The organism is Paracoccus sp. R86501, assembly GCF_042466435.1.
Classification (GTDB): domain Bacteria; phylum Pseudomonadota; class Alphaproteobacteria; order Rhodobacterales; family Rhodobacteraceae; genus Paracoccus.
The window spans coordinates 2,223,589-2,249,309 of the sequence record NZ_JAXHPZ010000001.1; the positions used below are offsets into that span (position 1 = coordinate 2,223,589).

Consider the following 25,721-nt stretch of genomic DNA (forward strand, 5'->3'; position numbering starts at 1 on the left):
AACACCCGTGTGAGCAGACGCAAGCTTGGCGGTCACTCGTGGCGGGGCCGCACGTTCAGCCAGACACCGCCTTCGGGGCGCAGCGTCAGGATCATCCGGGGCTGCGGATCGCGGCCGGGAATGGCATCGAAACGGAACCGCGCCAGCAGCGTGGACAGGATGATGACGGCCTCTTGCAGGGCGAAGCTGGCGCCGATGCAGATACGCGGCCCTGCGCCGAAGGGCAGAAACGCATAGCGATCGGGCGTCGTCAGAAAGCGGTCTGGATCAAAGGCATCGGGCCGGTCCCACAGCAGGTGGTGACGATGCAGCGCATAGACCGGGATCATCACCGTGTCGCCCGGCCTGACCTGCCGCCCGCAGAGCGTATCGGGTGCCTGCGCGGTCCGCGACAGGAAGGCGGCAGGTGGATAAAGGCGCAGCGTTTCGTTCACGATGCGCTGGATCAGGGGCAGCTGTCCGTAATCGGCGGCGGTGGCGGCGCGGTCGCTCAGAACGGCGCGGGCCTCGGCGGCGGCGCGTTCCTGAATGGCAGGGTCGAAGGCCATCAGGTACAGGGCCCAGCCAAGTGTCAGCGCGGTGGTTTCATGCCCCGCCACGATGAAGGTCAGCAGATTGTCGCGCAATTCATCGCGGTTCATGGCGCGGCCGGTCTCGGGGTCTTGGGCGTCCAGCAGCAGGTCTAGCAAATCGGGCGCGCCATCCTTGGGCGCCTTGGCGCGCGAGGCGATGGCCTGATCCGCCACCGCCTTCATCCGCTTCAGCCCCGGCCCCGCGAACAGCCGCCCCGGACGCGGCAGCCATGCGGGCAGCCCCAGCACGTCCATCAGCGACACCTTGGCCGTCTGCGCGATATAGGCGTCGATGGATTTATGGACATGATCGCGGTCGAACATCCCGTCGCCGGAAAATGTAACGTCGGAAATCACTTCGAAGGTGGCGGCCACGGTTTCCTGAAACAGATCGACCGGCCCCTGCGCGGCGGCCAACCGACGCGACGACGCCTCGGCGGCGGCGGTCATCACGGGACCAAGCGCCTCGACATGGCGATGGGCAAAGGCGGGGGCGGCGGCGCGGCGTTGCCAGCGCCAATGGGCGCCCTCGGCCACGAACATGCTGTTGCCGATGGCGGGTTCGAGGATCAGCTTGGTCGTCACCGATTTCGGATAATCCTCGACCCGGTCCTTCAGGATATGGCGCAGCGCGCCCGGGTCCATGACCATGTGCCAGCGCAGCCCCGTCTTGCCCGAGACGATGGGCTGGCGCACGGCGATCCCGGGGATCAGTTCCAGCAGATTGCGGCGGGCGGTCATCACCGTGCCGATCGCCCCCAAAGGACGGACGGCCAGCGGCACCTTGACGGGTTCGGTTGTCATCACGGCTCCAGTATCAGGGCCAGGTAGGCCAGGAACAGCACCAGATGGACGGCGCCATGCAGAACATTGGTCCGGCGCGCCCCGAATGTCTGCACGCAAGTCAGCAACGTCAGCGCCAGCAGCACCTGCATCTGCGGTCCGAGGCCAAGGATCACCCCCTGCCCCGTGACCATGCCGATGATCAGCACCGCAGGCACCGTCAGTCCGATGGTCGATAGCGCCGCACCAAGACACAAGTTCACGGCACGCTGCAGACGGTTTGCCATGGCGGCACGAACCGCCGACATCCCCTCTGATGCCAGAACGATGGTGGCGATGACAACGCCGCCAAGTGCCGCAGGCAGCGACATGGCGTTGATGCCGTGATCGACGAAACCCGCCATCTTTTTCGACAGCAGCACGATGGGCAACAGCGTCGCCATCAGCAGCAGCCCATGCGCCCATGTTGCATAGCGGGCGTGGCCGTGACGGACGGCGGGCGGATCTTCGGGCTCGGTGAAAAAGCCGCGGTGGCGCACGGTCTGGATGGACAGGAAGACCAGATACAGCGCGAAGGTCACGATGGAGAAGAACAGCGCCTGCCCACCCGTGAAGCTACCGTCCCGGCTGGAGATCGTGTAATCGGGCAGCACCAGCGCAAAGACCGCCAAGGGCACCAGCACCGTAAGGAAGGACGAGGCGCCTGCGAAATTATAGCTCTGTTCGCCGTGCCGCAACGCGCCCAGCAGCAGGGACAGCCCTACCAGCCCGTTCAGCACGATCATCACGACGGCGAACATCGTGTCGCGCGCCAGCGTCGGACCGCCGTCGCCCGACAGCATCACCGACCCGATCAGGGCGACCTCGATGCAGACGACGGCCAGCGTCAGGATCAGCGTGCCATAGGGTTCGCCCAGGCGTTCGGCCAGCGCTTCGGCATGGCGGACGACGGCGGATGCGCCCCAGACCATCACGCCCATCAGCCACAGGAACGACAGCGCGCCGACGGCCCCGGCCCCGGGTGCCAGAACGCCGTGGCCGAACATGTTGAAGACCGCCAGCGTGGCGATCACGGCCAAGATCGCGGTTTCCCGCGACAGTTTGTTCAGGGTTTTCATGGCGGGAAAGATACGCCCGCGACCCGACCCCGACAATCTGCACGGTCCATCACGATCACGGCACGAAAAAGGCCCGCCCCCTGCGCGGGGACGGGCCTTTCAAAGTTGTGTGCTGCCCCGAAGGATCAGGCAGCGGTTTTGGCTTGGTTCACGATCGCCGCAAATGCGTCGGGCTCGTTCACGGCCAGATCGGCCAGGACCTTGCGGTCAACCTCGATGCCGGCTTTCGACAGCAGGTTGATGAAGCGCGAATAGGTCATTTCGGCATCGACCAGACGAACGGCAGCGTTGATACGCTGGATCCACAGGGCGCGGAAGTTGCGCTTGCGGTTCTTACGGTCGCGGGTCGCGTATTGGTTGGCCTTGTCGACCGCCTGCGTGGCGGTGCGGAAGTTGCGCGAACGTGCGCCATAGTAGCCCTTGGCTTGATCAAGGACTTTCTTGTGACGCGCGTGCGTCACCTTACCGGATTTAACGCGGGACATCTGTGGTTCTCCTGATCAACGAGCGTAGGGCATGTATTTCTTGACGATCTTGGTGTCTGCTGCGCAGAGCACCGTCGTCCCGCGAGCGTCGCGGATAAACTTGGTCGTGCGCTTGATCATGCCGTGGCGCTTGCCGGCCTGACTTGCTTTGACCTTGCCCGAGGCCGTCATCGAGAACCGCTTTTTCGCGGCCGATTTGGTCTTCATCTTCGGCATTTTCGTCTCCTTCGTCAGAGTGATCATGCGACTCGGCAATGCCAAGATCGGCCGGCCGCATGTGTAAGGAAGGGCGCCGTATAGGACGACGCCCCGCGGTTGGCAACCCCCGATCAGCCGCCGGTGGCGAATGCCGTCACGCGCTGGAACGCCGAGACGACATCATCGGGGTGGAACGGATCGGGATCGACCGAGGCGCCGAAGACCAGCACCAGGATCCCGGCCACGAAGACCAGGATCGCGGCGCGTGGTGCCTGCGTGCGCGCCAGCTGCACGACGGCAAGAACCACCGACAGCAGGCAAAGGGCAATGCCCCCCAGCAGCAGAAGATCGGCCGCCAGCATTATTCGGCGTCCGAAGCAAAGATCAGCCGGTCGTCGCAGGGCGCGATCCGGATGATGTTCGTGCTGCCCGCCACGTTGAAGGGCACACCTGCGATCACCACGACCTGCCGCGTTTCATCGGCAAAGTTGTAATCGCGGGCAGCGCGGGTTGCGTTGACCACGGCTTCCTTGAAGCGGCTCAGGCGCGGGGTGATCACGCAATGCGTGCCCCAAGTCAGGCACAGGCGGCGCGTGACCGTTTCCAGCGGGCTGAGTGCGATGATCGGCACGCGGGGACGTTCGCGCGCCACCAAGCTGACCGTCTTGCCCGATTGGGTAAAGGCGCAGATCGCCGCGACATCGGTGGTTTCCGCGATTTCGCGCGCGGCAGTCACGATGGCATCGGGAACCGACGACAGGCTGGCATTGCGGGCCGCCTCGATGATCGAGCGATAGTTCTTGTCCGCCTCGACCGATTTCGCGACGTTGTCCATCGTCTGCACGGCTTCGATCGGGAAGCTGCCGGCGGCGCTTTCGGCCGACAGCATGACGGCGTCGGCGCCTTCATAGATGGCGTTGGCGACGTCGCTGACCTCGGCCCGGGTGGGCATCGGGCTGTCGATCATCGATTCCAGCATCTGCGTCGCCACGATCACCGGCTTGGCGGCGCTGCGGCACAGACGGACCAGACGCTTCTGGATCGGCGGCACGGAATAGACCGGCAGTTCGACCCCCAGATCGCCACGTGCGACCATGATCCCGTCCGAAACCTTCAGGATCTCGTCGAAGGCACGCACGGCGGCGGGCTTTTCGATCTTGGACAGAACCGCGGCACGGCCCTTGGCTAGCGCAATGGCTTCCTCGACGTCCTCGGCACGCTGCACGAAGGACAGCGCCAGCCAGTTGACGCCCAGTTCACAGGCGAATTCCAGATCGGCGCGGTCCTTGTCCGACAGCGCGGCCAGCGGCAGCACCACGTCGGGGACGTTCACGCCCTTGCGGTCGGAAATGGTGCCCGCGACGGTGACGACGCAATTGGCGAAATCGGCGCCGCAGCTTTCAACCGTCAGGCGGATCTTGCCGTCGTTGACCAGCAGTTCGCTGCCTTCGATCAGGGCCGCGAAGATTTCCGGATGGGGCAGCATGACACGGGTCTTGTCGCCCGGCGTGTCATCCAGATCGAAGCGGAACTTGTCGCCGACTTCCAGATCCTGCGGGCCCGAACCAAAAGGACCAACGCGCAGCTTGGGACCCTGAAGGTCGGCAAGAATGGCGATCGGCCGCCCGGTGTCTGCCTCGATCTCGCGGATGGTGTTGTACCGTTCCCGATGGTCGTCATGGCTGCCATGGCTCATGTTCAGGCGGAACACGTCGGCCCCTGCCTCGAACAGATCGCGGATCACTTCCTTGGTCGAAGATGCCGGTCCAAGGGTTGCCACGATCTTCACGTTGCGATGTCGTCTCATCATCCCGCCCTATCTAAGTTTAGCGCTATCTATGCCGCAATTGCAGCGTGTGGGCAACTGGCGTCTGCCGCGCATCCGTCGTAGACAACCTGCAGCAACAGTGATGACCGGACCATGACGCCCCCACCCTTCCACATCGAAGGGGCGACACGCCCCTCCCGCTGGCTGATCACCTGCGATCACGCCGCGAATCACGTGCCCGACTGGGTGTCGGGTGGCGATCTGGGTATCGCGCCCGCAGACATGGCCCGACATATCGCCTTCGATGTGGGGGCCGCAGGACTGACGCGGCAGCTGGCGCGGATCATGGACGCCCCTGCGATCCTGTCGCATTTCTCGCGCCTGGTGATCGATCCCAACCGTGGCGAGGATGACCCGACCCTGCTGATGCGGCTTTACGACGGGACGGTCATTCCGGCCAACAAGCATGCCGATGATGCGGAACGCGAACGCCGCCTGGCGCGGCTGCACCGCCCCTATCACGCGGCCTTGGGCGAATTGGCCGACCGCCACGCTGACCGCTGCATCTGCGCCATCCACAGCTTCACGCCGCAACTGCGCGGCAGGCCGCCGCGTCCCTGGCAGGTGGGCATCCTCTATTCGCACCATGATGCGCGGCTTGGTCCGGCAATGGTGCAGGCCTGCCGCGATCAAGGGTGGGTGACGGGTGAAAACCAGCCCTATACCGGGCATCTTCAGGGTGATTCGATCGACCGCCATGCCTTGTCGCGCAATCGCCCGAATATGCTGATCGAGATCAGGAACGACCTGATTGCCACCCCCGAAGGTCAGGCCGAATGGGCCGTGCGCCTCGCGCCGGTCATCGCCGCGACATTGGCGGCCAGCGGGCTGTGATCCACAAGCGCGCCCTGCGGGGGGTCCGGGGGGGCGGCAAGCCCCCCGGCGTCGCGGGACGCAAATCAGACGCCCGATCAGATCGCGGTCTTCATCGTCTCTTCCAGATAGATCTCGCGCAGGCGCGCCGCGACCGGGCCGACCGACCCGTCGCCGACCGTCGCACCGTCGATCTGCACCACCGGCATCACGAAGGCCGAGGCAGAGGTCACGAAGGCCTCATCCGCCTCCTGCGCCTCGGCAATCGTGAAGGACCGCTCCTCGACCTTCATCTGCGCTTCCGCGGCGAAACGCAGGACGGCGGCGCGGGTGATGCCGTGCAGGATGTCATGGCTCAGTTCGCGGGTGATGATGGTGCCATTCTTGACGATATAGGCGTTGTTGCTGGTGCCTTCAGTCACGCGGCCATCCTCGACCATCCATGCATCATCGGCACCGCGTGCCTTTGCCTCCATCTTGGCCATCGACGGGTACAGCAGCTGCACCGTCTTGATGTCGCGGCGTCCCCAACGCAGGTCCTCGACGCTAATTACCTTCCAGCCGGTCTTGGCGGCGGGTGCATCGGCCAGGCCGGGCTTGGATTGCGTGAACATCACCACCGTCGGCACCGTGTCGGCGGGCGGATAGGCGAAATCGCGATCGCCCGGATTGCCGCGCGTGACCTGCAGATAGATCATCCCGTCTGTGATGCCGTTTTCCGCGATCAGCTTGCGATGCGCGTCCAGATAGGCGGCATCTTCCAGCGGGTTGGTGATGGCCAGTTCCGACAGCGACCGCTTCAGGCGTACCATATGGCCGTCGAAATCGATCAACTTGCCGCCAAGGACGCTGACGACCTCATAGACGCCGTCGGCCATCAGGAAGCCGCGATCAAAGACCGAAACCGTCGCCTGATCCTCGGCCACATAATCGCCATTCACATAAACCGTCCGCGTCATCTGATCCTCCTGAGGCGTCGCATTATGGCGGTCGTCCTGCGCCCAAACCGGCCTGCCCGTCAAGCGGATCGGCCTTTCATGCCGCGGTGCAGGAAAACTTCTTGATGCAACCGCAGCGAAAGATTATTACCAACTCAGGCCCGAATCTTTCCGAACTGGACCCGCGCATGAGCTTTCGTTCCCAACCGCTGCCCCCCGCCCGCCTGAACCGCTGCCAGCTTTTCGGCCCCGGATCCCGCGAAGCGCTGTTCGAGAAGATGGCAAAGTCAGCTGCCGATGTCATCAACCTCGACCTCGAGGATTCGGTCGCCCCCGATGACAAGGACCGCGCGCGTTCCAACATCATTCAGGCGATCGGCGATGTGGATTGGGGCGACAAGACACTGTCGGTGCGGATCAATGGGCTGGACACGCCATACTGGTATCGCGACGTGGTCGATCTGCTGGAACAGGCGGGTGACCGGCTGGACCAGATCATGATCCCAAAGGTCGGGAACGCATCCGACATCTATGCCGTGGATGCGCTGGTCACCGCCGTCGAACGCGCCAAGGGCCGGACCAGGCCCATCGCCTTCGAGGTGATCATCGAATCAGCCGCCGGTATCTGTCATGTCGAGGAAATCGCCGCCGCATCCCCGCGCATGCAGGCCATCAGCCTCGGCGCCGCCGATTTCGCCGCATCCATGGGAATGGCTACGACCGGCATCGGCGGGACGCAGGAAAATTACTATATGGTGCGCGACGGCCAGAAATACTGGCCCGATCCCTGGCATTGGGCGCAGACGGCCATCGTCGCCGCCTGCCGGACGCATGGGCTGCTGCCGGTTGACGGTCCCTATGGCGATTTCAGCGATCAGGACGGGTTCGTCGCGCAGGCACGCCGGTCCGCGACGCTTGGCATGGTCGGCAAATGGGCCATCCACCCCAGCCAGATCGCGCTGTGCAATACCGTCTTTTCGCCCGACGAGGCCGCCATTACCGAGGCCCGCGAAATTCTTGCCGCAATGGAGCAAGCAAAACGAGACGGCGCGGGTGCGACCGTGTACAAGGGACGTCTGGTCGATATCGCCTCGATCAAACAGGCCGAGGTCATCGTCCGTCAGGCCGAGCTGATCGCAGGCTAAGGAACACCCCGCGGACCGGACCAGTGGAGGGGTCGGGACCGCACCAAGGGGGAGGAGCAGGCCCTGCGCACCGTCGCAGGGCCTGTCGCATTTCAGGCGCGCTGATCAGCCCCGCCGCAGCTTGCGGAACCCGGCCGAGGCACCCCAGCCCGCGAAGACGGCGACCGCCAGCGACATCAGCCCATAGATCAGTGGCTGATCGAAGGCCAGATTGTACAACCAGCGTTCCAGACCGACCTTGCGGACCTCGATGGCGGCGCGGTGGACGTCGATCACCTGACCGTCGCGCAGCAGGAAGATGCGGGTCTTGTAGTCACCCTCCAGCAGGTTGGCGGGCAGGCGGATGTCGGCGCGGAACAGCGTGTCCTCGGCCAGCTCGATCCCGCCTTCGTCCAGCCGGAAATGGCCGTCCTTCTGGCGCAGACGCACCATCGCCTGCGTGAAGGCCGGGGCATCGGCAACCTCGGGGGCACCCTCGAAGGCACGCAGGGCCTGCGGCAGGGAAATGCGATAGCGGCTGTCCCACCCCGGCAGCAGGATCTGGTCCAACGGCCCCGTGCTGGCGACGGCGTAATAGCTGGGCGCCGCCCCGACCTCGACCCGCTCGGTGTTGACCCAGATGCCGAAACGCCGCTGCTTGCGCCAGATGGTCATGGGCTGCGAAGGCGCCTCGATCGTGACGATCACATCCAGCTGGCCATCGGGGATGGGAACCTCGCGGCGGACGGCGCCATAGATCAGGATCTCGGACCCGTCAAAGCTGGTGGTGATGGCAACGGAACTGTCGGACAGCCCCGCAACGACCTGTTCGGCCGGGCTGTCCTCGTTTTCGGGAACGGCACTGCGCGGGCGGCCCGGATCGGGGAACAGCGGGTAATCTACCGTCGTTTCATCCTGCGGCACCAGCGACCCGCGCGATTGCGCCGCGACCGCGGCTGGCAGCAGCAGCGTGATAAACAGGGCGGCGATCCATGCATGTCTGGTCATCAGCGCGCCCGCGTCACGATGGAATAGATATCCTCGGGTGTCAGGAACAGGTCCAGCGCCAGCTTGGCGCAGACGGCCAGCACCAGCAGCGCAAGCAGGATGCGCAGCTGTTCCGCCCGCAGCTTCGCCCCCAGCGTCGTGCCGATCTGCGCCCCGATGACCCCCCCGATGATCAAGAGCAGCGCCAGCATCACATCGACGGTGTTATAGCTGACCGCATGCATCAGCGTCGTAAAGGCGGTCACGAAGGTGATCTGGAACAACGACGTCCCCACGACCACCTTGGTCGGCATCCCCAGCAGATAGATCATCGCGGGCACCATGATGAAGCCGCCACCGACCCCCATGATTGCCGCCAGCACCCCTACGGCGACCCCGACCAGCAGGGGCGGAATGACGCTGATATACAGCCCCGAGGTCCGGAACTTCATCTTGAACGGCAGGCGGTGGACCCAATTGTGCTGATGCAGACGCCTGCGTCCTGTGGGGTGACGGGCACGGCGCAGGGCGCGCAGGCTTTCCTGCAGCATCATCCCGCCGATCAGACCTAGGAAGACGACATAGCACAGCTGGACGACCAGCTCGACCTGGCCCAGCCGCTGCAGGATGTTGAAGACCAGCACGCCCAGACCCGACCCGATCAGACCGCCCGCCAGCAAGACGCCCCCCATCCGGAAATCGACGGTCTTGCGCTTCATATGCGCCAGGACGCCCGACACGGATGATGCGACGACCTGATTGGCGCCGGTGGCCACGGCGATGGTCGGGGGGATGCCGATGAAGAACAGCAGTGGCGTGATCAGGAACCCGCCACCGACGCCGAACAGGCCGCTCATGACGCCGACAAGGCCGCCAAGCCCCATCAAGGTGAAGGCATTGACCGAGACCTCGGCGATGGGAAGGTATATCTGCATACGCGTCGCGGTCCGTTTCGTTAGGGCAAGCATGCTACGCCCCGCATGTCAGGTCAAACCGCTTTACGTCCCGCGCGGTCACGGTTGCGCATGTTCGGGTTGAAGCGCGCCCATGCGGCGGCTAAGCAAAGACAAGGTCAAATCCGCGTGCGCCGGCTGAAACTTGCCGGTGCCGGAACATGCAGGGCCTGATCGCAAGGGGGCAGGATGCGTATTCTCATCACCAATGACGACGGCATCAACGCACCGGGGCTTGAGGTGCTGCATCAGATCGCGACGCAGCTGGCGGGCCCCGATGGTCAGGTCTGGACCGTGGCCCCCGCGTTCGAACAATCGGGCGTCGGCCATTGCATCAGCTATGCCCACCCCACCATGATCGCCGAACTTGCCCCCCGCCGCTTTGCCGCCGAGGGCAGCCCCGCCGATTGCGTCTTGGCAGCCGTGGGCGACATCATGGCAGACGCCCTGCCCGATCTGGTGCTGTCGGGCGTCAACCGCGGCAATAACGCAGGCGAGAACGCGATGTATTCCGGCACGATCGGCGGCGCGATGGAAGCCGCCCTGCAAGGCCTGCCCGCCATCGCCCTGTCGCAATATCTGGGACCGCAGACCGCGAAACTGGCCGATCCCTTCGAATCCTCGCGGCTGCATGGGGCAGCGGTGATCCAGCGGTTGCTGGATCATGGTGACTGGACCTCGGATGCGGATTTCCGGCTGTTCTACAACATCAACTTCCCGCCCGTCGCCGCCGCCGATGTGCAGGGCATCCGCGTCGCGCGACAGGGCAAGCGTCACGGCACCCGCTTTGGCGTCGTCCCGCAGACGGCACCGAACGGACGCCGCTTCATGTGGGTCGCGGGCGGATCGCAGCAGGCACCCGCGCAGGACGGCACCGATGTCGCGGTGAACCTGGAGGGCTATGTCTCGGTCACCCCGATGCGCGCCGATCTGACCTGCCATGATTCGCTGGCCGATCTGGGGGCTGCGCTGAACGACCTGACCCTTCCCGGCGAGGCTGCCGAATGAACGACGAGCCCGAAGACAGCCCGGCCGAGCGCAAGATGCGCTTCCTGTTCCAGCTGCGGTCTCGGGGCGTCACCGATCCCCGCGTGCTGGAGGCGATGGAGGGGATCGACCGCGGGCTGTTCGTGCGCGGTCAGTTCGCCGACCGCGCCTATGAGGACACCCCCCTGCCCATCCCCTGCGGCCAGACGATCAGCCAGCCATCTGTGGTCGGCCTGATGACGCAGGCCTTGGCCATCGGCCCCCGCGACACCGTGCTGGAGGTCGGCACCGGCTCGGGCTATCAGGCGGCGATCCTGTCGGGGCTGTGCCGCCGCGTCTATACCGTGGACCGCCACCGCCGCCTTGTGCAGGAAGCCGAAGCCATCTTCCACCAGCTGGGCCTCTATAACATCATCGCCCAGGTCGGCGACGGGTCGCGGGGCCTGCCCGATCAGGCGCCGTTCGACCGCATTCTTGTGACCGCCGCCGCCGAAGATCCGCCCGGTCCCTTGTTGGCACAGCTGAAGATCGGCGGTATCATGGTGGTGCCCGTCGGTCAGTCGGACGCGGTCCAGACATTGATCCGCGTCAGCCGGTCCGAAACCGGCTTTGATTACGACGAATTGCGGCAGGTCCGGTTCGTTCCGCTGGTCGAGGGGTTGGGCCAGACATGACCCCCGGCCGATTACAGGCAGGCTGAGGATATCATCATGAACAATGGCTCGTTTCGCGTCGCAGGAGGCCTGATCGCATCACTCGCGCTGGCATCCTGCGGGACCCAAGGCGGCTTTGATCCCGATCTGCGTGGCTGGATGAAGGGCGGGCTTGATACCGCACCTGCCGCAGCCCAGGCAGCCCCCCGCCCGCAGGCCGACAATCGCGGCGTCATCACCTTTGCCAACGGGCAGGTCGCGGTCGCGCAGGCCGGTGATACGCCGGCTTCGGTCGCTGCGCGCCTTGGGCTGGATGCGTCGCAGTTGGCGGCACATAACGCGCTGCCCGCCGACGCCCGCCTGCGCGGCGGCGCGGTTCTGGTCCTGCCCACCAAGGTGGCCCCCGGCACCGTGGCGAAACCCGGCGGCATTGCGGCCATCGTCACCGACCCCTTTGCCAAGGGCACCAAGACCCAAACTGCCACCCTGTCGCCGCAGACCCCATCCGAACATATCGTCGCCTCGGGTGAGACCGCTTGGTCCATCGCCCGCAAATACGATGTGACGGTGCAGGATCTGGCATCGTGGAACGGCCTGCCTGCCAATATGGAGCTGCGCATCGGTCAAAGGCTGATCGTGCCGAAGCCCGGCGAAAAACCCGATGTGTTGGCGACCACCGTGCCGGGCACCGGCAGCCCGACCCCCAAGCCCCCTTCGGCCGCGACGCCGCTGCCCGACGAAACGACCGCGCCTGCATCCGATCCCGCACCCAAGGCACCGACGACGGATCTCGGCTCGACCCGGACTGCCGCCTCGGGTGGGGGTCCGTTGCGGATGCCGGTCGCGGGGTCGATCATCCGCGTCTATGAAAAGGGTCGCAATGACGGCATCGACATCGCCGCCCCGACAGGAACGCCGGTCACGGCGGCAGGCGCAGGCAGCGTAGCGGCGATCACGCGCGACACTTCGGGCGTTCCGATCATCGTGGTCCGGCACGACGGCGACCTGATGACGGTCTATACTGGACTAGAGGGCGTGAATGTCGCCAAGGGCGACAGCGTCAGCGCGGGCCAGAACCTTGGCAAGGCGGGCGACGACGGCTTTGTCCACTTCGAGGTCCGCCGCGGCTTTGAGAGCGTCGATCCCGAAAAGATGCTGAACTGAGGCCATCGCTCAGATGTCGATCATCTGATCCTCGACCGCCATCGCCACCTGCGCACGGATGACCGCCCGCAGGTTGGCCGAGAATTTCTGCCCCATCTCACCCTCCAGCTGCTGTTGGACGGCGGCATGCAGCTGGTTCTGCAGGTCCGGATGCCCCATGACGATCCGCGCCACATCCTCCGCCGAAGGAGGCGGCAGCGGGGCCGGTTCCTGCGGGACAGATACGGCATCGATCACCGGATCGGGCTGCGCCGCCGCCATCGGCTCCGGCCGGACCGGAACAGGTGTCCTGAATGCCTGCCAGATACGGATCAGCATAGGGCGTCTTGGGGCCTTGGATGCGACCACCACATCCGGCGCCAACAGCACCGATGCGTCGGCGTCGATCATGTCGCGGATGCTGCGGACCGTGCTGCCGATCTCGGCCCGCAGACGCATGGCGTCGCTGGGCGGCGGCGTGATCTGGGCACGGGTGGAACGATTGCTGCGGCGTTTGCGCGACAGGCGCAGCGCGGGGACCGGGGCGGGTTTGCGGCGCGGCCTAGCCATGCTGCAAACCGCCGGTCAGCGTATCAGTTGCGGCCGATGGCGCGCAGCACGCGATCAAGGCTTTCGCCCTGCTTGCTGGTGGCCGGCGCATTGCGCACGGCATTGTAGTATTGCGATGGGTCATAGGTCGGAATTCCCAGTTTCAGGTTTTCTACCGTCAACAGACCCATAGCAGCCAGAAGTTGATAATGAGCTAACTGCAGGTTGGATTCCGCCGTGATCCGGTCGGCCCGCGCCTCCAGCAGCGATTGTTCCGCGTCCAGCACGTCCAGCGTCGTGCGGGCACCCAGCAGGGCTTCCTCGCGCACGCCATCATATGCCTGCTGCGCCGCACTGATCTGCTGCGCGATCGCGGTGATCTGCGCACGCGCCACGGCGATGTTGGCCCAGGTTTCCCCGACGCTCTGGCTGACCTGCCGCGAGGTGTTCAGCAGCGACGAGCGTGCCTGATCGCGCTGCGCCATCGCCTTGCGGTGCGATGCCGACAGCCTGCCACCGGAATAGATCGTCTGATCCAGACGCAACCCGACGCTGGCGCTGTTCGTGCTGCCGTAATTCCCGTTCAATGCCGTTTGCGGCTGACGGCTGACACCGACGCTGGCCGTCCCCGAGAGCGTCGGGTTGCGTTCGGCAGCGGCGGCAGCCACGCTGATTTCGGCAGCAGCGGCCTGACGCTGCGACTGCAGGACCGAGGGGTGGCTGCGCTGCGCGATGGCGCGCGCCTCGTTCAGGTTGGCGGGCAGTTTGGGCAGCGGCGGCGGGGCGGACAGCGTACCGGGCAGCTTGCCGGTCGCGGCCAGATATCCCTCGCGCTGAATCTCAAGATCGCCGTTCGCGGCAGCAAGGCTGGCGCGGGTTGCGGCCAGCTGGGCATCAGCCAGCGCGACATCGGTCACGGTAATCTCGCCGACGTCGAAGCGGTCCTGCGCGGCCTGTCGTTCACGCGACAGAACCTCGACCGAGTTCTGCTGCAATGCGACCTGCTGGATGGCCTCACGGACGTTGAAATAGGCCAGCGCCGCGTCCAGCAACACCTGCTGTTCGATTGCCACCAGCGCCTGACGCGTGGCCAGCACCGTCTCCTTGGCACCGTCGATGGCCAGCTGCGAACGCCCGAAATCATAAAGCGTCAGCGACGCATCGATGCTGAGCGAGGTCGAACGGCGGGTCGTGGAACCTTCGTCGCGGGCCGCGCCATATTGGGCCACCCATTCGACCACCGGCCGAAGGGCCGCGACGGCCGCGGCGACATCTTCATCGGCGGCCCGCAGCACGGCGCGATTCTGATCGATCAGCGCCGAGTGGCGATAGGCCGCGACCATCGTGTCGGCCAGCGATTCAGCCCGCGCAGGCATGGCCGCAGCCAGACCCAACAGCGCGACACCTGCAAGGCGGGCCAGCGACCTCACAACGAAAATCCGCGTACGCGTTCAAAGCCCGGCAGCATGGGCGCATTCGCATTGAAGGAATAACGCCAGGTGACCCGTCCATTCAGCCGGTGCCCGATGCGGGCGACACCCAGATTGCCCTCGCGGAACAGCGCGGCGATGCGGCCACCGTCGCGCAGCTGGTCCAGAATGGCGGGCGGAACCTCCTCGACAGCGCCTTCGATCAGAATCACGTCGTAGGGTCCCTGCTTGGGCGCACCTTCGGTCAGATCGGCCCGAAGGACCGCGACGTTGTGCATGCCGGCGGCAGAAAGGCGGGCCTCGGCTTCGGCGGCCAGTTCCTCGCTGTCCTCGATGGCGACGACGGCTTCGGCCATGCGCGACACGACGGCGGCCGAATAGCCATAGCCGCAGCCCAGATTCAGCACCAGTTCGTTCGGCTGGATATCCAGCGCATCGACCATCTTGGCCAGGGTGCGCGGCTCCAGCAGGACGCGGCCATTGCCGATGTCCAGATTTTCGCCCGAATAGGCGACGGCGCGGCGGCTGGCGGGGACGAACTCCTCACGCGGGATGTCCAGCATCGCATCGATCACCGGAAATTTGGTGACATCACTGGGACGGACCTGCGTGTCCACCATCATCGTGCGCCGGGCGGCGAAATCGCTCATGTCGGGGAACCTCTGCTCGACCTCTTTGACCGCTTATTGCCATGTTTGGGCGATCTGGGCAACGCCGGACATGACGCGTTGCAGCATGATCCAGATCGCGTCTTGCAAGGGCCGCAGCAATCCATTAAGCCATGCCCACTCTCGACGGCGGTGGGTTGGCGGAGAGGTTACGCACCGGATTGCAAATCCGTGAAGACCGGTTCGATTCCGGTACCCACCTCCACTTCGACCCCAGCCGAGGGTGCTTCCCATGATATATGCCGCAACGACCCGCATCGCAGAAGCCGCGCTGCGGTTGCGCGCCGGTCTGGGCGGTTCCGAAAGCCTGCGCGAACGTCTGGCCTGCGGCCCCCAGCCCCGCCCCGCCGACATCTGGGTGCATGGCGCGTCGGTGGGTGAACTGACATCCGCGCGACGGGTGATCGAACTGCTGGCACAACACCATTCGGTGCAGATCACCGCCAACAGCGAAACCGGCCGCGATCTGGCCGCCGGCTGGGGATTGCCCGCGATTCTGGCACCGCTGGACCTGCCCGGATCATTGGAGCGGTTCCTGAACGCCTGCCGTCCCCGCCTTGCCATCAGCATCGAGGCCGAGTTCTGGCCCCTGCGGTCGCGCCTGCTGTCCGAACGCGGCGTTGCGCAGGCGCTGATCGGAGCACGCCTGTCCGAGCGTTCCGCCGGAACCTGGGGGCGATTCCCGCGCATCATCCGGCCCATGCTGGGCCGCATCGACGCGCTGTCGGCCCAGGATCAGGCCAGCGAGGCGCGCCTGCTGACGCTTGGGCTGCCGACCTCGGCGCTGTTGCCACGGCTGGACCTCAAGCTGCTTGATCCGGCCTCGGTGCCCATCCCCGCCCATGACACGATGCGGGAAACGACGCTGCTGGCGGCATCGACCCATGACGGCGAAGACGCACCCATTCTCGATGCCTTCCAGGCGGCGCAGGCCCGATGCCCCGATCTGCGACTGATTCTGGCACCACGCCATCCCGACCGGGGCGACGCCATTGCAGCCCTGATTTCCGCGCGCGGCCTGCCGGTCCTGCGCCGCAGCGCCGGGGCCGATCTACCCCCCGCCGGTGGCGTTCTGCTGGCTGATACTTTGGGCGAGATGCCGCGTTGGTATGCGGCGGCGGGCATCTGCATCATCGGCGGATCGCTGCAGGATCACGGCGGTCACACGCCTTGGGAACCCGCGGCAAGGGCCTGCGCGCTGCTGCACGGTCCCCATATCGGCAATTTCTTTGAATCCCTTGGCGCTTTGCAGGCGGCGGGGGCGGCAAGCGCCGTAACCGCCGACGATATGGCCGACCAGATCCTGCGTCTGGCCCAAGATCCGGCCCGGGCACAGCGTATGGGCGGGGCAGCGCGACAGCTGCTGATGACGCGGGCAGGCGATCCGGCGGGACTTGTCGCCGCGCTGGCCGAACTTGCACAGCGGCCCGCCTGACCCGATATAGACTGCATGACAAAAAAGGCTTCGCGATGATCCGCTATGCTCTGCGCTGCGCCAACGGGCATGTTTTCGACAGCTGGTTCCGGTCGTCGGACGGCTATGATGCCATGCGCGCGGCCGGTCAGGTAACCTGCACCACCTGCGGATCGACCGATGTCGACAAGACGCTGATGGCCCCCGCCGTATCCGAGACCACCACCGCACCACGCCCGACCGGCGCCCCGGCGGAAACCGCGCTGGACAAGCTGCGCCAGCATGTCGAGAAAACCTCGGATTACGTCGGCAGCAACTTCGTGTCCGAGGCCCGCGCCATGCATCAGGGCAGCGCCCCCGAACGGGCCATCCACGGCGAGGCCCGCATCGAAGACGCCCGCAAGCTGATCGAGGACGGCGTCCCCATCGCCCCCCTGCCCTTCGTGCCGCGCCAGAAGGCGAACTGATCTTGCGCGAACTGGGCCTTGCCCTTTCGTCTTTCCACCCATACAAGCCCCGCCGACAAACAACCTTTGGCTGGGGGCCCGAATATGCCGCTTCTGGTGATGAAATTCGGCGGCACGTCTGTGGCCGATCTGGACCGGATTAAGAACGCCGCCCGCAAGGTGCAGCGCGAGGTCGAGCGTGGTTATGACGTCATCGTCATCGTCAGCGCGATGTCGGGCAAGACCAACGAACTGGTGGGATGGGTCGAACAGACCTCTCCGCTGTTCGATGCGCGCGAATACGATGCCATCGTCAGCTCGGGCGAGAATGTGACCGCCGGTCTGATGTCGCTGACCCTGCAGGAGATGGGCGTTCCGGCGCGCAGCTGGCAGGGCTGGCAGGTGCCGATCAACACGACCGCCGCGCATTCCGCCGCCCGTTTCGTGGACATTCCGCGCGACAACCTTGACCAGAAGTTCGCCGAGGGCTTCAAGGTCGCGGTGGTTGCCGGTTTCCAGGGCGTCGCGCCCGATGGCCGCATCACCACGCTTGGCCGTGGTGGCAGCGACACGACCGCCGTGGCCTTTGCCGCCGCTTTCGGGGCCGAGCGTTGCGACATCTATACCGATGTTAACGGCGTCTATACGACCGACCCGCGCATCACATCCAAGGCCCGCAAGCTGGACCGCATCGCCTTCGAAGAGATGTTGGAGCTGGCCAGTCTTGGTGCCAAGGTGCTGCAGACCCGTTCGGTCGAACTGGCCATGCGTTACAAAGTCCGCCTGCGCGTCCTTTCCTCGTTCGAGGAAACGGATGACACTTCGGGCACGCTGATCTGCGATGAGGATGAAATCATGGAATCGAAAGTCGTTAATGGCATCGCCTCGTCGCGCGACGAAGCCAAGATCACCTTGGTCACGGTCGAGGACCGCCCCGGCATCTCTGCCGCGATCTTCGCGCCCCTGGCCGATGCGGGCGTGAACGTGGACATGATCGTCCAGAACATCTCGGAAAAGGATTACGACGATCACCCGGGTTCGGTGACCGACATGACCTTCTCGGTTCCGATCAACCAAGTGGAACGCGCCAAGAAGGCCATGGAAGAGGCCCGCGCGGCCGGCACCATCAGCTATGACGACCTGAACATCGATACCGAGGTCGCCAAGGTCAGCGTTGTCGGCATCGGCATGCGCAGCCACACGGGCGTCGCCGCCCGCATGTTCAAGGCGCTGGCTGATGACAACGTCAACATCAAGGTCATCGCCACCTCCGAAATCAAGATTTCGGTGCTGATCGACCGTAAATATATGGAACTGGCCGTGCAGGCACTGCATGATGCCTTTGAATTGGAACAGGCATAAGGCCGGTTCGACTGGGGCCTCGCCCGTTCGGGCGGGGCTGATGCGCAAGGCACAAGGCGGACATGCGATGCAGGATCGCACGGACAGCGACTCGCGCAAGCTGCTGAGGCGGCTGAAGGAAATTCTTGCTGCGGCCGGTGGCGGGCAGGACCGGCTGGACCAGATCACCCACCACATCGCCAATTCGATGGGGACGCAGGTCTGTTCCATCTATCTGTTCCGCGATGCCGACACGCTGGAGCTTTGCGCGACCGAAGGTCTGCGCCCCGAAGCCGTCCACCAGACCCGCCTGCGTCTTGGCGAGGGCCTTGTGGGACGCGTCGCCCGCACCGGTCGGCATGTGAACACCGCCGATGCACCCTCGGCCGCGGGTTTCCGCTTCATGCCCGAAACCGGCGAAGAGGTCTTCCCCGCCTTCCTGGGCGTCCCGATCCAACGCGTCGGTGAACGGCTCGGGGTGCTGGTCGTGCAATGTTCGACCGCCCGCCAGTTCACCGAGGACGAGGTCTATGGCTTGGAAGTCGTCGCCATGGTTCTGGCCGAAATGACCGAGTTGGGCGCATTCCAGGGCAGCAATGCCGACAGCATGCCGCTGGCGCATCGCTTCCCTTTAATGATCCGTGGCGCGACCGGTCAGGAAGGTGCCGCCGAAGGCTGCGTCTGGCTGCACGAACCCCGCGTCGTCATCGCCAACCCCGTTGGCGACGATCCGGAAACCGAACTGGCCCGCCTGCATGAGGGCGTCGAAAAGCTGCGCAGCCGCGTCGATACGATGGTGGCGGCCGCCGACATGGACGGCGACGGCGAACATACCGCCGTTCTGGAAACATACCGCATGTTCGCCCATTCGCGCAGCTGGCTGAAACGCATGGCCGAGGATATCCGCCTTGGCCTGTCCGCCGAAGCCGCTGTCGAAAAGGAACAATCCGCCGCCCGTGCCCGTCTGGAAATGGCCGCCGATCCCTATCTGCGCGATCGGCTGCACGATCTGGACGACCTGTCGAACCGCCTTCTGCGCATTCTGACCGGCCAAGGCAGCGATACCGGCGCGGAAATCCCCGACAATCCGATTCTGGTCGCCCGCAATATCGGCCCTGCGGAACTGCTGGAATACGGCCGCCGCCTGAAGGGGGTCGTGCTGGAAGAAGGCTCGGTCGGCAGCCATGCGGCCATCGTGGCCCGTGCGCTGGCGATTCCGCTGGTCATCCACGCCACCCGCATCACGACCGAGGCGCTGAACGGCGATCCCATCCTGATCGACGGCGATCAGGGCATCGTCCACCTGCGCCCCGAAGAATTGGTGGCCAAGGCGTTCCAGGACAAGATCGCCATGCAGGCCGAGGCGCAGGACCGCTATGCCAGCCTGCGCAATCTGCCCGCCACCGGCACCTGCGGCACTACGGTGCAGATGTACATGAACGCCGGTCTGATGGCCGACCTGCCCTCGCTGGAAGGGTCGGGCGCGGAAGGCGTGGGGCTGTTCCGGACCGAATTGCAGTTCCTGATCCGCAACCATGTGCCGCGGCGGGCCGAACTGGCGGGGCTTTACGGTCGCGTCATGGACAATGCCCAAGGCAAGCCGATCATGTTCCGCACGCTGGACATAGGATCGGACAAGGTCCTGCCCTATATGAAGCCGCAGGACGAACCCAACCCGGCGATGGGCTGGCGGGCGATCCGCGTCGGTCTGGACAAGCGCGGCGTGTTGCGGATGCAGCTGCAGGCGCTGATCCGCGCATCCGTGGGCCGGCCTTTGCACGTGATGTTCCCCTTTGTCGCCGACATCACCGAATACGAGGCTGCCCACCGCATCCTGATGCAGGAACTGGCCCGCGAACAGCGGCTTGGCCATGACATGCCCACCGACATCCGCGTGGGTGCCATGCTGGAAACGCCATCGCTGGCCTTCGCACCCAAGCGCTTTTTCGAGATGTGCGATTTCGTGTCCATCGGCGGCAACGATCTAAAGCAGTTCTTCTTCGCGGCAGACCGCGAAAACGAACGGGTGCGTCGCCGTTACGATACGCTGAACGTGTCCTTCCTGGCCCTGCTGCGCCAGATCATTGCCCGATGCGAAGAGGCTCGCGTGCCCGTGTCCTTCTGCGGCGAAGACGCGGGCCGCCCGATCGAGGCGCTGACCTTTGCCGCCCTTGGCATCCGGCGGCTGTCGATGCGCCCCGCCTCCATCGGGCCGGTCAAGCATCTGATCCGCCGGGTGTCCATCACCGAACTGCAACAGGTCATTGCCGAGGCAGAAGCCCAAGGATTGAACAGCGTGCGTGGCCCGGTCACCGCATGGCTGGCTAAACAGTGAACCAAACCGCAGTTTTGCGGGTTGCCCAGATGGCGCGTATCAGCCGATACGTCGCGCCGGACTTGCTGATGCTTGCCGCAATCGCGCATGCACCCTATGATCACACGGTTTTCTTGAGATATCCCCCGATATGAAGCGTCGTCAATTTCTGAATGCTGCCACCGCGATGGCTGCCGGCGGGTCGCTGATGGCGGTCCCGGCGCAAGCCCAGGACACCAAGGGCGATCCTGCCAAGGATGCCCAGGCCTTCGGCCCTGCCAAGCCCGAGGCTTTCAGCTTTGAAACCGTGGCCAAGATCGCCGAGGATCGTGCGACGCGGGTCTATGAACAGCCCGTCTCGCAGCTGGTCGGCAGCTTTGCGGACCTGAATTACGACAAGTATCGTGGCATCCGCTTCAAGCGCGACCGCGACCCCTGGGCCGGCAGCGACCGTTTCGGCATCGACCTGCTGTCGCCCGGCATGATCTTCTATGAGCCGGTCAACATCAATCTGGTGCGCGGCGGCATGCCCCAGCCGATCCCCTTCGACCCGTCCATGCTGGACTTCGACCCCGCGCAATTCCCCGATGGCCCCGATCTGGAAACGGTTGGCAACATGGGCTGGTCGGGCTTCCGCGTGCGCACCTTCCTGAACCGCCCCGGCGTCATGGACGAGTTTCTGGTCTTCCAGGGGGCCAGCTATTTCCGGGCCGTGGCGCGCAATACGCTTTATGGTCTGTCGGCGCGCGGCCTTGCCATCAAGACCGGCAGCCCCGATGGCGAGGAATTCCCGCTGTTCACGGATTTCTGGATCCATGAACCCGAGACCCATGCCGATACCGTGCGCATCCACGCGGTGCTGGACAGCAAATCGGCCAGCGCCGCCTTCCAGTTCGACGTGACCCCCGGCGCGGTGACCATGGTGCGCACGCGCATGGCGCTGTTCCCGCGGATCGACCTGCGTGAAACCGGCATCGCGCCGCTGACCTCGATGTTCTGGTTCAGCCCGGCCAGTCGCCGCTCGGTCAACGATTATCGCCCCGCCTGCCACGACAGCGACGGGCTGCAGATGCAGACCGGCGCCGACCAGTCGCTGTGGCGCGGGCTGATGGCGCCGCGAACGCTACAGATTTCCGGATTTGTGGACAAGGACCCCAAGGGGTTCGGGTTGGTGCAGCGCGCCCGCGACTTTGAAACCTATCAGGATGCCGAGGCGATGTATCACATGCGCCCCTCGGCCTGGATCCAGCCCGAAGGTGACTGGGGCGAGGGCGAGGTCCGTTTGGTCGAGATCCCCGTGGAAAACGAATTCAACGACAATATCGTCAGCTATTGGGCCCCCAAAGAGCCATTGGTGCGCGGACAGCGACACGAATACCGCTATCGCCTGTCGTTTGCCGCCCTGCCCCCCAGCGATCTGCCGCTGGCCAAGGTCCGTCAGGTGCGGTCGGGACGATCGATCAACGTGGAAACCACGCGCAGCTTCATCATCGACTTCGATCTGGGCCTGTTCCGCGAAACCCTGCCCCAGTTCCAGGTCCAGGCCTCGACCGGGCGGATCGTCCATGCCTATATCAAGCCGTTGGCCGAACAGAACGTCCTGCGACTGGCCTTTGAATTCGAACCGGGCCGTGAACAGGTCGCCGAACTTCAGGCCAAGCTGACCACCGAGGACGGCGTCGCCCTCAGCGAAACATGGTTGACCCGTTGGACGGCATGAACGTGACCCCCAGCGTCCCGCCCCTGGCCCCCCTGCAGATGCCCGTGCAGGATTTCAAGGCCATGCCCAAGGGTGGCCCCGCCCGCCAGATGAACGACCTGCGCACATGGATGGCGCGACTGCTGACCTTCGGCGGCGCACTGGTCATTGCCATCATCGGCTTTACCCAGATGCTGACCGCCTTCGGCGATGATCCGACCGCCATGCAGATCGCATTGCTGGTGCTGTTCACGCCCACATTTGCATGGGTCGGCTTTTCCTTCTGCGGCGTGCTGGCGGGGCTGTTCGCGCCGCGGCTGACGACCCCCGAGGGCCCGAACGATGCCCGCGTTGTCATCGTGATGCCTATCTATCACGAAGATGTCGCTGTCAGCACCGGCCTGCTGGTCGCACTTGCCAACCAGTTGCAGGCCGAGGGCATGGCCGACCGGACCGAGATCTTCATCCTGTCGGACACGCGCGACCCTGAAATTGCGGTGAATGAGACGCTGGTGGTGCATCAGGCCCGACAGATGTCGCCCCTGCCGATCTGGTACCGCCGCCGCCTGTCCAACGAAGACCGCAAATCCGGCAACGTCGCCGAATTCGTGCGGAACTGGGGTGGCCGCTACGACCAGATGGTCGTGCTGGATGCCGACAGTGTCATCGCGGGCGACACGGTCCGCCACATGTCGGCGCGCATGAACGCCGATCCGCGCATGGGTCTGATCCAGACCATGCCGATGCTGGTTGGCGGCGAAACGATCTTTGCGCGGCTGACGCAATTCGCGGGCCGGGTCTATGGGCCGATGATCGCCCGCGGCGTGTCGGCGTGGTCGGGCGATACCGGCAACTATTGGGGTCACAACGCGATGATCCGGATCGAGGCCTTCGTGCAGGCTTGTGGTCTGCCCCGCCTGTCGGGCAAGCCGCCCTTTGGTGGCACCATTCTGTCGCATGACTTCGTCGAGGCCGCGGCCATGTGCCGCGCCGGCTGGAAGGTGCGTCTGGACCACGACCTGCGCGGCAGCTTCGAAGGCTGCCCGCCGACGCTTCTGGACATGGCCGCCCGCGAACGCCGTTGGGCGCAGGGCAACCTGCAGCATAGCCGCCTGTTCGGCATGCGTGGCCTGCGCGGCATAAGCCGGGCGCATTTCTTCATCGGCATCATGGGCTTTCTGATGAGCCCACTGTGGCTGGCGCTGATCCTTGTCGGTCTGGTGCTGTCGGCGACGGTGCTGCTGTCGACGCCCGAATATTTCCCGAACTCCTATCAGCTGTTCCCCGAATGGCCAGTTTTCGACAGCCAGCGCATGCTGTGGCTGTTCATCGCTGCCATGACGCTGCTGTTGCTGCCCAAACTGATCGCGACCTTCCGGGCCTTTTCAAGGCCCCTGGCCCAGCAGGCCGGTGGTCGCAAGCGCGTGCTGGCCAGTGCCCTGTTCGAAACGACGCTTTCGGCCCTGATCGCGCCGGTGCAGATGCTGGTGCAGACCCGCCAGATCTTCGAGATCCTCAGTGGCCGTGACAGCGGCTGGAACGCGCAGGTCCGTGCCGGTCACATGCCGGGCTGGGGCGTCGTGCTGCGCCATCACTGGGCGCATGTGGTTCTGGGTCTGGGCACGCTGATCGTTCTTGCCACATTCTCGCCCGAGCAGCTGATCTGGCTGTCGCCCATTTTGGCGGGGTTGATCCTGTCACCGCTGACCTCGCGTCTGTCGGCCAGTCCGCTGTTCGGCCGTTGGGCCCGGATGCGCGGCCTGCTGCTGACCCCCGAGGAACGCAATCCCCCCGCCATCCTGACCGAGGCCGCCGCCATCACCCGCCGCCTGCCGGCACCCGTGACCGGGCGCGACAGCCTGCAACGCCTTGCGGCCGATCCGCAATCCATGCACCGTCACATCGCCATGCTGGACAGCCTTCCTGACAGCCAACCGCGTGGCCTGCGCCTTGCCCGCATCACCGCCGAGGCCAAGATCGCCCATGCCGCGACCCGCGGTCAGGCGCTGGACGACATGGACCGCAGCGAAACAGATGCCATGGTCCTGGACCCTGCCCTGCTGACCCGTTGGAGCAGCCTACCCGCATGAAACGCCTGATCACGCTTGATATGCTGCGCGGCTATGCCCTCGTCAGCATCATGGTGAACCACATGCCGCTGTCGGTCCTGCGGTCTGTCACCCTGCCCAATTTCTCGATCTTCGACGCCTCCGAGCTGTTCGTCCTGCTGTCCGGCTTTCTGGTCGGCATGGTCTGGCGCAGCGTCGAGGCTAAAGAGGGTCGCCCCGCCGCCCGCCGCCGCTTTGCCCGCCGCAGCTTCGAGGTCTGGCGCGCCATGATACTGGGCGCGCTGGTCATGGCTGCGCTGTCGGCGGTCCTCTGGGCGTCGGGGCGGCCCCATACCGCCATCTGGAACCAATACGCCATCTGGATCGTGGAGAACCCGCTGTTTTATGTCGCGGGCGTCGGGTCGATGTGGCTGCAGCCCAATATCATCGACGTGCTGGCAGTTTATGTCGTGCTGATTGCGTCGTCGATCGCGGTGGTGCCGCTGATGATGCGCTGGCCCTTGGTGGTGGCGATCGGATCGGTCGTCATGTGGTGGTTCGCGCCGCAGCTGAACGCCCTGATTCCGACCTTCGGCAATCGCAACGGATTCCTGTTCAACCCCTTCGGCTGGCAGATGCTGTTCTTTACCGGCACGGCGATGGGGCTTTTCCGCCAACAGATGATGCCCCGCCTGCGGCCCTATCGGCACATCCTGACAGTCATCGCGCTTGGCATGTTCGTCTTTGGCTGCACCATCGTCATTGCCGCACGGATCGGCGAACCCGCCCTTGCCCTGCGTGCCGCGATGAAGGCGCTTTACGGCGAGGTTGACAAGTGGAACCTGGACGGTACCCGCTATCTGGCCATCGTCGCGGCCGCCTGGCTGGTCGCGGTGCCATTCGCCCGCCCGATGGAGTGGTTTTCGGCGACCAGACTGGGCGTGGCCTTTCAGCAGATCGGGCGCGGCGGGTTGTGGTCCTTTGCCATCTGCGTGCTGCTGTCGGTGTCGGGCGATGCCTTCCAGATGAACCCCGAAGACAAATCGGCCTGGCTCAGGTTCGCCATCGACCTTTGGGCCTGCCTGACGCTCTGGTGGGCATCGGTTATCTGGCTGGAATATGGCGCGCCATGGCAGCGCGCCTGCAAGTCACGTCGCAGCGCGCCACCCGTGTCGGCCTGACAGCCCCCATGAACGCAAAAGGACCCTGCACCATCGGCGCAGGGTCCTT

General features: G+C 65.1%; 24 protein-coding genes and 1 tRNA gene. 13 read left to right on the plus strand and 12 right to left on the minus strand.

From position 1 onward, the window contains the following. Positions 1-32: 32 nt before the first annotated feature. The 6 genes from SJY40_RS10790 to pyk all read right to left on the minus strand — a co-directional run bounded on the left by SJY40_RS10790 (position 33) and on the right by pyk (position 4,963). Entirely contained in the window at positions 33-1,376 is a 1,344-nt protein-coding gene (locus SJY40_RS10790; protein WP_378946144.1) for a cytochrome P450, read from the minus strand. Further along, positions 1,376-2,473, minus strand: a complete 1,098-nt coding sequence (locus SJY40_RS10795) for a calcium:proton antiporter (RefSeq protein ID WP_378946146.1) — start codon at positions 2,471-2,473, stop codon at positions 1,376-1,378. Before SJY40_RS10795 ends, SJY40_RS10790 begins: the two co-directional genes overlap by 1 nt. A gap of 125 nt (positions 2,474-2,598) precedes the next feature. Further along, the gene (gene rplT / locus SJY40_RS10800; RefSeq protein ID WP_108503121.1) at positions 2,599-2,958 is read right to left on the minus strand and encodes a 50S ribosomal protein L20; all 360 of its coding nucleotides are present in this window, start codon (positions 2,956-2,958) and stop codon (positions 2,599-2,601) included. A 15-nt stretch (positions 2,959-2,973) separates the two neighbouring features. After that, positions 2,974-3,174, minus strand: a complete 201-nt coding sequence (rpmI, locus tag SJY40_RS10805) for a 50S ribosomal protein L35 (RefSeq protein ID WP_378948389.1) — start codon at positions 3,172-3,174, stop codon at positions 2,974-2,976. Between the two features lie 113 nt (positions 3,175-3,287). After that, on the minus strand, positions 3,288-3,518 hold the full coding sequence (locus SJY40_RS10810) for a hypothetical protein (protein ID WP_378946148.1): 231 nt from the start codon (positions 3,516-3,518) through the stop codon (positions 3,288-3,290). After that, the gene (gene pyk / locus SJY40_RS10815; RefSeq protein WP_378946150.1) at positions 3,518-4,963 is read right to left on the minus strand and encodes a pyruvate kinase; all 1,446 of its coding nucleotides are present in this window, start codon (positions 4,961-4,963) and stop codon (positions 3,518-3,520) included. The genes SJY40_RS10810 and pyk overlap by 1 nt, the downstream gene beginning before the upstream one ends. Before the next feature lie 114 nt (positions 4,964-5,077). Here pyk and SJY40_RS10820 point away from each other — a divergent pair, with 114 nt between their 5' ends. Continuing rightward, positions 5,078-5,818 (plus strand): N-formylglutamate amidohydrolase, encoded by a 741-nt coding sequence (locus SJY40_RS10820; protein ID WP_378946153.1) that lies wholly within the window; start codon positions 5,078-5,080, stop codon positions 5,816-5,818. A 77-nt stretch (positions 5,819-5,895) separates the two neighbouring features. Here SJY40_RS10820 and SJY40_RS10825 read toward each other — a convergent pair whose 3' ends face one another. After that, the gene (locus SJY40_RS10825; RefSeq protein WP_378946156.1) at positions 5,896-6,756 is read right to left on the minus strand and encodes a D-amino-acid transaminase; all 861 of its coding nucleotides are present in this window, start codon (positions 6,754-6,756) and stop codon (positions 5,896-5,898) included. Between the two features lie 167 nt (positions 6,757-6,923). On the opposite strand from SJY40_RS10825, the gene SJY40_RS10830 reads away from it, so the two are divergent. Then, the gene (locus SJY40_RS10830) at positions 6,924-7,880 is read left to right on the plus strand and encodes an L-malyl-CoA/beta-methylmalyl-CoA lyase (protein WP_378946158.1); all 957 of its coding nucleotides are present in this window, start codon (positions 6,924-6,926) and stop codon (positions 7,878-7,880) included. A gap of 105 nt (positions 7,881-7,985) precedes the next feature. Here the strand turns inward: SJY40_RS10830 and SJY40_RS10835 are convergent, their stop codons facing one another. Continuing rightward, a complete protein-coding gene (locus SJY40_RS10835) occupies positions 7,986-8,867 on the minus strand; it encodes a TIGR02186 family protein (protein ID WP_378946160.1) in 882 nt (293 codons plus the stop codon). Continuing rightward, a complete protein-coding gene (locus tag SJY40_RS10840; RefSeq protein WP_378946162.1) occupies positions 8,867-9,781 on the minus strand; it encodes a sulfite exporter TauE/SafE family protein in 915 nt (304 codons plus the stop codon). The genes SJY40_RS10835 and SJY40_RS10840 overlap by 1 nt, the downstream gene beginning before the upstream one ends. A gap of 207 nt (positions 9,782-9,988) precedes the next feature. Here SJY40_RS10840 and surE point away from each other — a divergent pair, with 207 nt between their 5' ends. Genes surE through SJY40_RS10855 form a run of 3 tightly spaced genes read left to right on the plus strand, consistent with a single transcriptional unit; the run spans position 9,989 to position 12,603 of the window. Next, positions 9,989-10,807: a 5'/3'-nucleotidase SurE gene (gene surE, locus SJY40_RS10845; RefSeq protein ID WP_378946165.1), complete on the plus strand. Its 819-nt coding sequence runs from the start codon at positions 9,989-9,991 to the stop codon at positions 10,805-10,807. Next, entirely contained in the window at positions 10,804-11,460 is a 657-nt protein-coding gene (locus SJY40_RS10850; RefSeq protein WP_378946167.1) for a protein-L-isoaspartate(D-aspartate) O-methyltransferase, read from the plus strand. The genes surE and SJY40_RS10850 overlap by 4 nt, the downstream gene beginning before the upstream one ends. Before the next feature lie 36 nt (positions 11,461-11,496). Next, positions 11,497-12,603 (plus strand): LysM peptidoglycan-binding domain-containing protein, encoded by a 1,107-nt coding sequence (locus SJY40_RS10855; RefSeq protein ID WP_378946170.1) that lies wholly within the window; start codon positions 11,497-11,499, stop codon positions 12,601-12,603. 9 nt (positions 12,604-12,612) lie between these two features. On the opposite strand, the gene SJY40_RS10860 is transcribed toward SJY40_RS10855, so the two are convergent. From SJY40_RS10860 to SJY40_RS10870, 3 genes are read right to left on the minus strand one after another with little or no spacing between them, the layout of a single operon-like run. After that, entirely contained in the window at positions 12,613-13,152 is a 540-nt protein-coding gene (locus tag SJY40_RS10860) for a hypothetical protein (RefSeq protein WP_378946173.1), read from the minus strand. Positions 13,153-13,175: 23 nt separating this feature from the next. Then, complete coding sequence (locus SJY40_RS10865) at positions 13,176-14,507, minus strand: TolC family outer membrane protein (protein ID WP_378948392.1); 1,332 nt, start codon at positions 14,505-14,507, stop codon at positions 13,176-13,178. A 50-nt stretch (positions 14,508-14,557) separates the two neighbouring features. Next, complete coding sequence (locus SJY40_RS10870; RefSeq protein ID WP_378946176.1) at positions 14,558-15,211, minus strand: protein-L-isoaspartate O-methyltransferase; 654 nt, start codon at positions 15,209-15,211, stop codon at positions 14,558-14,560. Between the two features lie 149 nt (positions 15,212-15,360). Between SJY40_RS10870 and SJY40_RS10875 the strand changes: the two genes are divergently transcribed. From SJY40_RS10875 to opgC, 8 genes are all read left to right on the plus strand, one after another. Then, positions 15,361-15,434 (plus strand) — tRNA-Cys (locus tag SJY40_RS10875). Between the two features lie 27 nt (positions 15,435-15,461). Beyond that, on the plus strand, positions 15,462-16,664 hold the full coding sequence (locus tag SJY40_RS10880) for a 3-deoxy-D-manno-octulosonic acid transferase (protein ID WP_378946179.1): 1,203 nt from the start codon (positions 15,462-15,464) through the stop codon (positions 16,662-16,664). 35 nt (positions 16,665-16,699) lie between these two features. Beyond that, on the plus strand, positions 16,700-17,110 hold the full coding sequence (locus tag SJY40_RS10885) for a DUF1178 family protein (protein WP_378946181.1): 411 nt from the start codon (positions 16,700-16,702) through the stop codon (positions 17,108-17,110). Positions 17,111-17,194: 84 nt separating this feature from the next. Further along, positions 17,195-18,451, plus strand: a complete 1,257-nt coding sequence (locus SJY40_RS10890) for an aspartate kinase (RefSeq protein ID WP_378946184.1) — start codon at positions 17,195-17,197, stop codon at positions 18,449-18,451. 67 nt (positions 18,452-18,518) lie between these two features. Next, positions 18,519-20,765: a phosphoenolpyruvate--protein phosphotransferase gene (ptsP, locus tag SJY40_RS10895; protein WP_378946187.1), complete on the plus strand. Its 2,247-nt coding sequence runs from the start codon at positions 18,519-18,521 to the stop codon at positions 20,763-20,765. 130 nt (positions 20,766-20,895) lie between these two features. Further along, entirely contained in the window at positions 20,896-22,464 is a 1,569-nt protein-coding gene (locus SJY40_RS10900; RefSeq protein WP_378946190.1) for a glucan biosynthesis protein, read from the plus strand. Beyond that, complete coding sequence (gene mdoH / locus SJY40_RS10905; RefSeq protein WP_378946193.1) at positions 22,440-24,533, plus strand: glucans biosynthesis glucosyltransferase MdoH; 2,094 nt, start codon at positions 22,440-22,442, stop codon at positions 24,531-24,533. Before SJY40_RS10900 ends, mdoH begins: the two co-directional genes overlap by 25 nt. Next, positions 24,530-25,672, plus strand: coding sequence for an OpgC domain-containing protein (opgC, locus tag SJY40_RS10910; protein ID WP_378946196.1), 1,143 nt, complete (start codon positions 24,530-24,532; stop codon positions 25,670-25,672). The genes mdoH and opgC overlap by 4 nt, the downstream gene beginning before the upstream one ends. Positions 25,673-25,721: the final 49 nt, after the last annotated feature.